Here is a 9,686-nt window from a genome sequence, read left to right on the forward strand (position 1 = left end):
CGCCCCCATGGGATCCCCAGATTTAATAAAATATAGGGTAACGTGGCGGCAATAATGGCAAAACACCACAGTGCCAGAGACCCTTGGTTATCGAGTAAAAACAAAATCCCCAATGAACCAAAGGTGACACATGACAAGCCGCCCAGCAGACCGTCAATACCATCAACCATATTGAAGGCATTAATCGCGGCCAAGACTGCCAATAGCGTTAAGACATACCCCAGTGGCCCAAGCGTTAATTCCCAAGACCCCAGAATATTGCCCAGACTATTAAGATGCAGCCCACCAATACTCATCATGATGATGGCAATCGCAGCCTGCACGCAGGCGCGGATTTTTACGCTGACATCAAAACGGTCATCGAGAATACCGACAACCAATAAAATACCGGCGCAAAATAAGTACAGACCCGGCTGGCTTAAATGCGACCAGTGCTGAATAAAGAAAAAAGCCATACCTGAAAATACCGAGATACCGCCAACCAATGGAATAAAACCATTGTGTAATTTGCGGTAATTCGGTTTATCCACCAGCCCAACTTTACGCGCCACTTTGCGCGCAATAAATAACGAGGCCAATGAGAAAAGAAATACAAAAAGAAGATCACTACCCATCATGAGCACGTCACTGCGAAGAAGGTTCACCATCCATAGCCCTTGAATGAGGTGCTCACCTGCACCCTGTAAACTGGTATTAACGTATCAAGCTAACCTATAACCGAAACAGACTTGGCTGTGCAAGACAGTACCCATAATTACATCTATTACTGTTTGTGCCTGAGATCCGATACGGTCAGTAAATGCTTATCTACTGCCAGTAATCTTAACGCTATTTTTCAAATGAATAAACGCGTCGCCGATCAGCGACAAATTCATTGGCCTGAAAAAACAAAAGCGTCGCTAAATAGCGACGCTTTTGGAGTTATATCCAACAATATGCTTAAGAACGCTTCATCATGTCAAAGAATTCATCGTTGGTTTTGGTCATCGCCAATTTATTGATCAGGAATTCCATCGCATCAATTTCACCCATTGGGTGCAATATTTTGCGTAAGATCCACATTTTTTGCAGCTCTTCTGACGATGTCAGCAGCTCTTCACGGCGTGTACCTGAGCGGTTGTAGTCAATCGCAGGGAATACACGCTTTTCAGCAATTTTGCGCGCAAGGTGCAGTTCCATGTTACCTGTACCTTTAAACTCTTCGTAGATCACTTCGTCCATCTTCGAGCCGGTATCAACCAGCGCAGTGGCGATAATGGTCAGGCTACCGCCCTCTTCCACGTTACGTGCCGCACCAAAGAAACGCTTTGGTCGATGCAGAGCGTTGGCATCAACACCACCGGTCAGTACTTTACCGGATGCTGGAACAACGGTGTTATACGCACGTGCCAGACGGGTAATCGAGTCAAGCAAGATAACCACATCTTTCTTATGCTCAACCAGACGCTTAGCCTTCTCGATCACCATTTCGGCAACCTGTACGTGGCGAGAAGCCGGCTCATCAAAGGTAGATGCCACTACTTCACCGTTTACCAGACGCTGCATCTCGGTCACTTCTTCCGGACGCTCGTCAATCAGCAGCACCATCAGCACGCAATCAGGGTGATTTGCCGCAATGCTCTGGGCAATATTTTGCAGCAGCATGGTTTTACCCGCTTTTGGCGGCGCAACAATCAATGCCCGCTGACCACAACCAATCGGTGATGCCAGATCAAGCACGCGCGCAGTCAGATCTTCGGTCGAACCGTTACCGCGTTCCATACGTAAACGACGATTAGCATGCAGTGGGGTTAAGTTTTCGAACAGGATCTTATTGCGGGAGTTTTCTGGGCGGTCAAAGTTAACTTCGTTGACTTTCAGCAGGGCAAAATAGCGTTCACCCTCTTTTGGCGGTCGGATTTTACCTGCAATGGTATCACCGGTGCGTAAGTTGAAGCGACGAATTTGACTTGGAGAAACATAGATATCATCGGGGCCAGCAAGGTAAGAGCAATCGGCAGAACGGAGGAAACCAAACCCGTCTTGCAATATCTCTAGCACACCATCGCCAAAGATATCCTCGCCACTCTTGGCGTGCTGTTTCAAAATAGCAAAGATAATATCCTGCTTACGCATCCGAGCCATGTTTTCGAGGCCCATTGACTCGCCAAGTGCTACAAGCTCAGAGACAGGTGTATTTTTCAGTTCGGTAAGATTCATAACGATGGGTTCTTGATAGTGAACTCGGGGATAAGCCAATCACGGGAATACTGGCTAACAGAACAGCCTGTTGGCATAGGCCAGCAATCAGTGGTAATAAGAAGAATTAGGTGCGTTTAGGCAGTAACAGTAAACTAGCATCAAATCAGAAATGCGTCTAGCAGTTGGTTAAATAAAATGCAGCCCCCAACGACCAGACGCTATTTTAACTGAAATTTACTTAAATGTGTGCGTCTAAAAACTCTTTCAGTTGAGTTTTAGAGAGTGCGCCCACTTTTGTCGCTGCCACTGCACCATCTTTGAACAGCAACAGGGTTGGAATACCACGAATACCGTATTTTGGTGCGGTAGCCGCATTTTGATCAATGTTCAGTTTTGCGACTGTGACACGACCTTGGTACTCAGTGGCCACTTCATCAAGAATCGGAGCGATCATTTTGCACGGGCCACACCACTCAGCCCAGAAGTCTACCAGCACAGGGCCAGTGGCATTGATGACATCAGTTTCAAAGCTGCTATCGGTCAGTTGAACAATTTTATCGCTCATCTTTACTCCCAAATATTTATCACTGTGTTGGTGTAACATTGACCAACCGTTGTTATTGACTTTATTTCAATGGATACGCTTTCGTAAAGCAAGAGTTAGCTGATATTCTACCCACTATGAGCAAAACACACTTAACTGAACAGAAATTCGCCGATTTCGGGTTGCATCCGGATGTCCTGCGTGCTTTAGCACAACAAGGATTCCAGCACTGCACACCAATACAGGCGCTCGCACTGCCTTATTCTCTGGCAGGACGTGACATCGCCGGTCAAGCACAAACAGGTACAGGGAAAACCCTCGCCTTTTTGACCTCGACCTTTCATCATCTACTGACTCACCCTGCCGGTGAGCAACACCAAAAGAACCAGCCACGGGCGCTTATTATGGCACCCACGCGGGAACTGGCGGTGCAGATCCATGCTGATGCACAGTTGCTGGCAGAAACTACCGGTTTGCGCCTCGGCTTGGCTTACGGCGGCGACGGCTACGATAAGCAGCTCAAGGTGCTCGAAGCGGGTGTCGATATTCTGATTGGTACTACCGGTCGGATCATTGACTACCAGAAGCAGAATATTATCAACATGGGTGCGATTCAGGTAATGGTTCTTGATGAAGCCGATCGGATGTTCGATCTTGGCTTTATCAAAGATATCCGTTATTTGCTGCGCCGCATGCCAAAACCAGATCAGCGTCTCAATATGCTGTTCTCTGCAACGCTCTCTTACCGTGTCCGCGAGCTGGCTTTCGAATACATGCATAATGCCGAATATGTCGAAGTAGAACCAGAGCAGAAAACCGGCCACCGTATCAAAGAAGAGCTATTCTACCCTTCAAATGAAGAAAAAATGCGATTATTGCAGACTCTACTGGAAGAAGAGTGGCCAGATCGCAGTATTATTTTTGCTAATACCAAATATCGCTGTGAACAAATCTGGGGGCATTTAGCCGCTGATGGCCATCGGGTTGGATTACTGACCGGTGATGTCGCACAGAAAAAACGTCTGCGTATTTTAGATGACTTCACCAAAGGTAATTTGGATATTCTGGTCGCTACCGATGTGGCTGCCCGTGGTTTGCATATTCCACTGGTCACGCATGTCTTTAACTATGACCTACCAGATGACTGCGAAGATTATGTGCACCGTATTGGCCGTACCGGCCGTGCCGGTGAAAGTGGCCACTCTATCAGCTTTGCCTGCGAAGAGTACGCACTGAACCTGCCGGGAATCGAGACCTACATCGAGCACAGTATTCCAGTCAGTAAATATGACAGCGAAGCCTTGCTAACCGAACTGCCTGCGCCGTTCCGTTTACAACGCCCGCGCCCAACATCGACAACGCGCCAAAATGGTCATCGTCGCCCCGGCGTTCGTAGCCCACGTAAGCGTAATCCGGCCGAATAACAGATGATAAACTCGGTATCCTCTTGCTATGCGGCAATTGATCTTGGCTCAAACAGCTTTCATATGCTGGTTGTGCGTCAGGTTGCCGGAAATATTCAGACCATTGCCCGCATCAAGCGCAAAGTGCGGCTGGCTGCAGGTCTAGATGAGCAAAATAATCTCTCACAAGATGCCATTGAGCGTGGCTGGCAGTGCTTGGCGCTGTTTGCCGAACGTTTACAGGATATTCCGGCTAAGCATGTGCGGGTCGTCGCGACCGCGGCACTGCGCAGTGCGCGAAATGCCGCCGATTTTCTGGATACTGCACAGCGCATTTTAGGCCATCCGATTGAGGTGATTGCCGGAGAAGAGGAGGCTCGCCTGATCTATCAGGGGGTAGCCCACACCACCGGAGGGCCTGATCCCCGTTTGGTGGTGGATATTGGCGGAGCCAGTACCGAGCTGATTATCGGCAAAGGGGCTCAACCACAAGCGTTGGTTAGCCTACATATGGGCTGTGTTACCTGGCTTGAGCGCTACTTTGCCGATCGGCGTTTGTGCGAACATAACTTTGCTGCCGCCGAACAAGCTGCGCGTGATATTTTACAGCCAATTGTTGCCCAGTTTACCTCACTTGGTTGGCAAGCCTGTGTGGGCGCATCGGGCACAGTACAGGCATTGCAAGAGATCATGCTGGCACAGGGAATGGATGAGCACATTACGCTGGCCAAACTGCGTCAGTTACGTGCACAGGCCATTCAGTGCTACAAGTTAGAAGAGTTGGAAATTGAGGGCTTAACGCTCGATCGGGCGTTGGTTTTCCCAAGCGGTCTATCGATTTTAATCGCTATTTTTGAAACATTGTCGATTGATGATATGACGCTGTCAGGCGGCGCGCTGCGTGAAGGTTTGTTGTACGGCATGTTGCATCCGCAACATGTTCAGGCACAAGGTGATATCCGTGGGCGCACAATAGCTGCGTTGCAACGTCAGTATCATATTGATACCGAACAGGCACTGCGGGTACGTAATACCGCATGGCAATTATTCGATCATGTTGCCGGTGACTGGCACCTGAGTGCACTTAGCCGTGAGCTGCTCGGCTGGGTTTCTATGGTGCACGAGATAGGGTTAGGAATTGATTACAAACGTACGCATGAACATGCGGCGTATCTGCTCTCTAACTCAGCAATTCCCGGTTTTACACCGGCACAACGTAAGCTGCTGGCTGCGCTGCTGTATAATCAGCGTGAACAGCCAGATCTCAGCAAGCTGGCGGCACAAAATGCCATTTCGGTAGCCGAAGCATTAAAGCTGTGCCGTTTGCTGCGTTTAGCCATTATTCTGGCCAGCCGCCGCCGTGATGATACGCTGCCACAGGTGACGCTAACTGGTGAGGGTGATCGCCTGCAACTGTGTCTGCCTGAAGGGTGGCTAACGAGTCATCCTCTTCGAGCAGAGGATTTACGGCAAGAGGCTCGGTGGTTGGGTAATCTGCACCTTCCTCTGACTCTTGGCTGCCAGACCGAATCTCCGTAACAGAAATATCATCGGGTTGATGGCTCACTGAGCACCTACCGTATACCGTACTTATCAAAATTCGATGATCAGGTTCTAAAATAAAAAAAGCGGCTTATCAGGCCGCTTTTTTGTTTTTGGCAAGTTGATAAACACAACGCCGATTAAACGTTACGTTTTAAGCGTGTTTATTCTCAGGGAATAAACCCACCTTATCGAACTGATGGCTCATTAAGCCACTGTGCAACCTGCTTGGCAAAGTAAGTCAGAATACCGTCAGCACCCGCACGCTTAAAGCACAGCAGTGATTCCATAATGCATTCACGCTCTTTGAGCCAGCCATTCTGAATGGCAGCCATGTGCATGGCGTACTCACCCGAAACCTGATAAGCAAAGGTCGGTACACCAAACTCATCTTTGACGCGGCGTACCACATCAAGATACGGCATTCCCGGTTTTACCATTACCATATCCGCCCCCTCTTGCAAGTCTTGTGCAACTTCCTGCAAGGCTTCATTGCTGTTGGCCGGATCCATCTGGTAATTTTTCTTATCGCCACCTTTGAGATTGCCTGATGATCCGACTGCGTCACGGAACGGGCCGTAGTAGCACGAGGCATATTTTGCCGAGTACGCCATGATCTGGGTATGGATAAAACCATTGGCTTCGAGCGCTTCACGGATAGCACCGATACGGCCATCCATCATATCGCTCGGGGCAACTACGTCAGCCCCCGCTTCAGCCTGTGATAATGCCTGCTGCACTAAAATCTCGGTGGTGATGTCATTTTGCACATAACCGGTATCATCAATAATTCCGTCTTGCCCGTGGACAGTGAACGGATCAAGCGCCACATCAGTGATAACCCCTAACTGCGGGTGAGCCGCTTTCAGTGCACGCACGGTACGCTGCACCAGACCTTGCGGGTTATAGGCTTCCTCGGCCAGTAAGGTCTTCTTCTCTTGCCCCACCACGGGGAATAAGGCAATAGCAGGAACCCCTAATGCCACCAGCTCTGCGGCTTCTTGCAGCAGCAAATCTATTGATAAACGCTCAATGCCGGGCATTGAGGGGATCGCTTCGCGGCGGTTATCCCCTTCAAGTACAAATACCGGATAGATCAGATCGTTTACACTCAGCTGATGTTCTGCCACCAAACGGCGGCTAAAGTCGTGCTTGCGTACACGGCGTAAACGACGGCCAGGAAATGAGCCGGGAATATTCAGTGTCATGGTTGGTTCCTCATTAAATCCTATAAAAAAAGCCGTCAAACGACGGCCCTTTTATCTCCGTAAGCAGGGAATTTAGTGCCTTGCTTCGGTATCATCATCTTCGCTGTCGCGCTGCATGTCGTCGTCAACGGTTTCTCTCACGTAAAAGCGTGAGCAGAAAACGCCCAGTTCAAACAGCAGACACATAGGAATGGCCAGCAGTGTTTGTGAAAACACATCCGGCGGTGTCAGTAGCATGGCAACGACAAACACGGCCACAACGATATAAGGCCGCTTTTTGCGCAGATCATCAGCATTGGTAACCCCACTCCAGCAGAGCAGGATAATCGCTACAGGAATTTCAAAAGCCAGCCCAAATGCTAAAAACAGCCCCATCACAAAATCAAGGTAGCTGTTAATGTCAGTGGCAATGGTCACGCCCTGCGGTGCAGTTTGGGTGAAAAAGCCAAAGATCAGCGGAAATACGATGTAGTAGGCAAACAGCATACCGAGATAAAACAGTGCCGAACTTGAGACCAGCAACGGAATAATCAGGCGGCGTTCATGCTTGTACAACGCCGGCGCGATAAAGGCCCAAATCTGGTACAAGATCAGCGGTGCGGCAATAAACACCGAGACAATTAAGGTCAGCTTGATCGGTGCAATAAAGGGTGATGCCACTTCGGTTGCAATCATGCTTGCACCCTGCGGCATACGCTCAACCAAGGGGGCAGAGACCCACGCATAAATATCGTTTGAGAACCAAACGAGCCCAGCAAAAATCACTAAAATACTGATAATGGCGCGCAGTAAGCGGGTACGCAGCTCAATCAGGTGCGAAATCAGGGGCTGAGTATCATCCACCGACATTATGGTTGCTCCCTTTTGAGGCTCTGTTCTGACGCTAAATGTTGCGTAGACTGTGGTGCTGCCACCGCAACAGGCTCCGCCTGATTTAACGCAGAAGCAGGTAAACCTTCGGTCAGATGAACAGGGTGCTGATCATCAGCGTCATGCTCATCTTCGGCTTGCTCGGCCAGCTCTGCTGGTGATGAGCCTTCCGGGTAAACCGAGGTAACCGGCTGGGCAGTCGCCGCTACAGTAGCGTTCTCAGCAGTATTTTCGGCAGATGAAACCGCCGTATTTTCAGGCTCGGTGCTCTCTGCCGAGGGTGCATAAGGGCGTTGCACGGAGTCAGCAGCCTCTTTGAGCTCACGCAGTGAGGCATCAAGCTCAGGAGAGAGATCTTTTAAATTCATCTGCTCTGCTTTTTTGAGGTTATTCTGCATCTCTTGCAATTTAAGCTCTTGGTTTAGCTCATTTTGCACCGATGCCGCCATCGCTCGGATTGTTCTCACCCAATGTGCGACTGTACGCACGGCAACCGGTAACCGTTCAGGCCCTAAGACAACCAAGCCGATAACGGCAATCAGTACCAGCTCCCAGAAACCGATATCAAACACGGGTTATACCTGCTCTTTGTTTTGGCTCTTTTTTGCACTGTCATCAGCGCTGCTGTGTTCGGCTTTGCTCTGATCAACAATATTCTGTGTAAAATCAGCATCGCCAAGATCGTTTTTTTGCTGTGGCTTTGCGGCATCGTCATTGAGTGCTTTTTTAAAGTCACGCACTGCACCGCCCAGATCGCCGCCGATATTGCGCAGTTTTTTGGTACCAAACAGCAGCACAACAATGACCGCAATGATAAGTAACTGCCAAATACTGATTCCGCCCATGTTATATCCCTCTGAAAGAAATTAGGTTGTCATCATGCCGCAACAAGATGGTTTGCATTAAAAAGAGTAACTCAAAAATAGTGACTTAAAAATCAGGTTCAACGCGATGTTGTATCACCATTTTGCGGCTTACTCTGCCGTATTATCAACATAAAAAAACAGTTTTAGGTATCACGTTGCCGCGACCAGCCAATTCCCCAGCATACGATACCGGCCACCAGCAAGCCTATCGGCCACATGGTGCGGGTACTGACCTGCAAAATCACCGATGACAAAACCAAGGTTGCCCCCACCGTCAGCAGATAACGCGCCTGCGCATCATTTTTCTGCCTGACAGCCAACTGACCATTCAGCTTGCGCATCTGTTCACTGAGCAGTTTTTGCTGACGCAGTGAGTCATACACAAGATCCGGCAGTTCCGGCAATTTTTCCGCCCAAAACGGGGCTTTATCTTTTACGGCCTGAATCACGGCCTGAATACCAACCTGCTCACGCATCCAACTCTCTAAAAAGGGTTTGGCGGTACTCCACAAATCAAGCTGGGGATAAAGCTGGCGACCAAGGCCTTCAACGTACAGCAGCGTTTTTTGCAGCAGTACCAGTTGCGGCTGCACTTCCATATTAAAACGGCGTGCGGTATTAAACAGGTTCAGCAGCACATGGCCAAAAGAGATCTGATCGAGTGGTTTTTCAAAAATAGGTTCGCAAACGGTTCGAATAGCAAACTCAAACTCTTCGATATTGGTGTCTGCCGGAACCCAACCAGAATCTACATGCAATTCAGCAACTTTGCGGTAATCACGGTTGAAAAAAGCGATGAAATTACCGGCCAGATAGCGCTTATCCTCACGGTTAAGTGAGCCGACAATACCGCAATCAATACCGATATATTGCGGGTCTTCAGGATGCTGATAGCTGACAAAAATGTTGCCGGGGTGCATGTCAGCATGGAAGAAGCTGTCGCGAAAGACCTGTGTGAAAAAGACCTGCACACCGCGTTCGGCCAGCAGTTTCATGTTGGTACCGTTAGCATGCAGCGCGCTGATGTCAGAAACCGGAATACCGTAAATGCGCTCCATCACTAACAAGCTTT

At 49.2% G+C, this 9,686-nt stretch carries 9 protein-coding genes and 1 pseudogene; 2 read left to right on the forward strand and 8 right to left on the reverse strand.

What is annotated here, in order from left to right:
• The 3 genes and pseudogenes from ACRC27_RS01015 to trxA all read right to left on the reverse strand — a co-directional run.
• A pseudogene (locus ACRC27_RS01015) lies at nucleotides 1–647 on the reverse strand (UDP-N-acetylglucosamine--undecaprenyl-phosphate N-acetylglucosaminephosphotransferase); the annotation flags it as partial.
• A 292-nt stretch (nucleotides 648–939) separates the two neighbouring features.
• The gene (rho, locus tag ACRC27_RS01020; protein WP_438622735.1) at nucleotides 940–2,199 is read right to left on the reverse strand and encodes a transcription termination factor Rho; all 1,260 of its coding nucleotides are present in this window, start codon (nucleotides 2,197–2,199) and stop codon (nucleotides 940–942) included.
• A 220-nt stretch (nucleotides 2,200–2,419) separates the two neighbouring features.
• Nucleotides 2,420–2,746 carry a thioredoxin TrxA gene (gene trxA / locus ACRC27_RS01025; protein ID WP_438622736.1) on the reverse strand — a complete coding sequence of 109 codons (327 nt, stop codon included), beginning with the start codon at nucleotides 2,744–2,746 and terminating at the stop codon, nucleotides 2,420–2,422.
• 116 nt (nucleotides 2,747–2,862) lie between these two features.
• On the opposite strand from trxA, the gene rhlB reads away from it, so the two are divergent.
• Together rhlB and ppx are read left to right on the forward strand one after the other, a co-directional pair.
• Nucleotides 2,863–4,149: an ATP-dependent RNA helicase RhlB gene (rhlB, locus tag ACRC27_RS01030; protein ID WP_438622737.1), complete on the forward strand. Its 1,287-nt coding sequence runs from the start codon at nucleotides 2,863–2,865 to the stop codon at nucleotides 4,147–4,149.
• 3 nt (nucleotides 4,150–4,152) lie between these two features.
• A complete protein-coding gene (gene ppx, locus ACRC27_RS01035) occupies nucleotides 4,153–5,667 on the forward strand; it encodes an exopolyphosphatase (protein WP_438622738.1) in 1,515 nt (504 codons plus the stop codon).
• A gap of 191 nt (nucleotides 5,668–5,858) precedes the next feature.
• Here the strand turns inward: ppx and hemB are convergent, their stop codons facing one another.
• The 5 genes from hemB to ACRC27_RS01060 all read right to left on the reverse strand — a co-directional run.
• Complete coding sequence (hemB, locus tag ACRC27_RS01040; RefSeq protein ID WP_438628900.1) at nucleotides 5,859–6,878, reverse strand: porphobilinogen synthase; 1,020 nt, start codon at nucleotides 6,876–6,878, stop codon at nucleotides 5,859–5,861.
• Nucleotides 6,879–6,950: 72 nt separating this feature from the next.
• Nucleotides 6,951–7,727 carry a Sec-independent protein translocase subunit TatC gene (gene tatC / locus ACRC27_RS01045; RefSeq protein WP_438623211.1) on the reverse strand — a complete coding sequence of 259 codons (777 nt, stop codon included), beginning with the start codon at nucleotides 7,725–7,727 and terminating at the stop codon, nucleotides 6,951–6,953.
• Nucleotides 7,727–8,320, reverse strand: a complete 594-nt coding sequence (gene tatB, locus ACRC27_RS01050; protein ID WP_438638926.1) for a Sec-independent protein translocase protein TatB — start codon at nucleotides 8,318–8,320, stop codon at nucleotides 7,727–7,729. Before tatB ends, tatC begins: the two co-directional genes overlap by 1 nt.
• A 3-nt stretch (nucleotides 8,321–8,323) precedes the next feature.
• Nucleotides 8,324–8,593, reverse strand: coding sequence for a Sec-independent protein translocase subunit TatA (gene tatA, locus ACRC27_RS01055; protein WP_438623213.1), 270 nt, complete (start codon nucleotides 8,591–8,593; stop codon nucleotides 8,324–8,326).
• 164 nt (nucleotides 8,594–8,757) lie between these two features.
• On the reverse strand, nucleotides 8,758–9,686 hold a 929-nt coding region (locus tag ACRC27_RS01060), incomplete at its 5' end, for an AarF/UbiB family protein (RefSeq protein WP_438638927.1).

Source organism: Plesiomonas sp., assembly GCF_051650925.1.
GTDB lineage: Bacteria > Pseudomonadota > Gammaproteobacteria > Enterobacterales > CAMTGL01 > Plesiomonas.